Genomic DNA, 876 nt, shown 5'->3' with positions numbered 1-876 from the left:
GCCTAAATCAGGTGCGCCGTAGGCGTCACCTGGATTTACTTGTTAGCTGCGTTTACTTGGATTTAGCTGTGCGAATATAACCGGCTGAGTCATTAATAGTGAGACCATTTCTTGTTATTTTATAGTAAGCACCAAACTTATCTCCACGCTTTATATAAATGTTGCCAGATTTCTTGAGAGGATACTTGGCATTACTTCCATCGCCATTAACTCTGTTTAGGTAATAGTTTCCGTTATACTCGAAAATTGTCAATGTTGAATTGAGGTAGTCCGTCGAACCAATGTCATCGTACCAAATCCCTACTAAATTTGTCGGCTGCTTTGCTGCACACGCACTCAAAATAAAAATCGATAAGGCTAATAATATTCTTTTCATGTTTTACTAGCGTCCATTATTTTTTCTTTGAAAGAAGTAACTCTTGAGTCTTGCAATATTGCACCTTTAGCATGCAACAGGTGTCCGTTTATATACTCTCTAAAGTTGGCATATTCAGCCACGACAACGTGTGGGATTAAGATTGCATCAATAACCTCGAAATTTTCATCGAATACAACTGCTGCTAGAATATCGAAATCATTTTTTATTAGGTTTCTAATTGGACTTAACTGTCTCGATTTATTTCTTGAAGTAACTCTTCGCCCTTTGATCTGGAATCTAACACCATCTTCTGAAGTCGCATCGTATCCTGATTTTGAGTTCTTCTCTAAAGATAGGTTTAAAGAGCTTGAAACAAGCCATTCTGTATAATCACCAAGGGGATTGTTTTGAGTTCTAACAACCTCTCGCTTCCTGAGTTTATTAATCACGGAATCTTGAAGTTTTAAAAGCTCTTTAATATTGAGATTGTTGAAGTTCACTCGATCTCTCTTGAGCAG

At 37.3% G+C, this 876-nt stretch carries 2 protein-coding genes; both read right to left on the bottom strand.

Annotated elements, in window-relative coordinates; genetic code table 11:
• Positions 1-52 precede the first annotated feature (52 nt).
• Positions 53-376, bottom strand: coding sequence for a hypothetical protein (locus ACY2RQ_RS19485; protein ID WP_490114677.1), 324 nt, complete (start codon positions 374-376; stop codon positions 53-55).
• On the bottom strand, positions 373-876 hold a 504-nt coding region (locus tag ACY2RQ_RS19480; RefSeq protein WP_490114676.1), incomplete at its 5' end, for a hypothetical protein. The genes ACY2RQ_RS19480 and ACY2RQ_RS19485, both read right to left, overlap by 4 nt.

This window comes from Parendozoicomonas sp. 209JJ7-1 (assembly GCF_058147085.1).
This window is presented reverse-complemented; position numbering and strand designations above follow the sequence as displayed.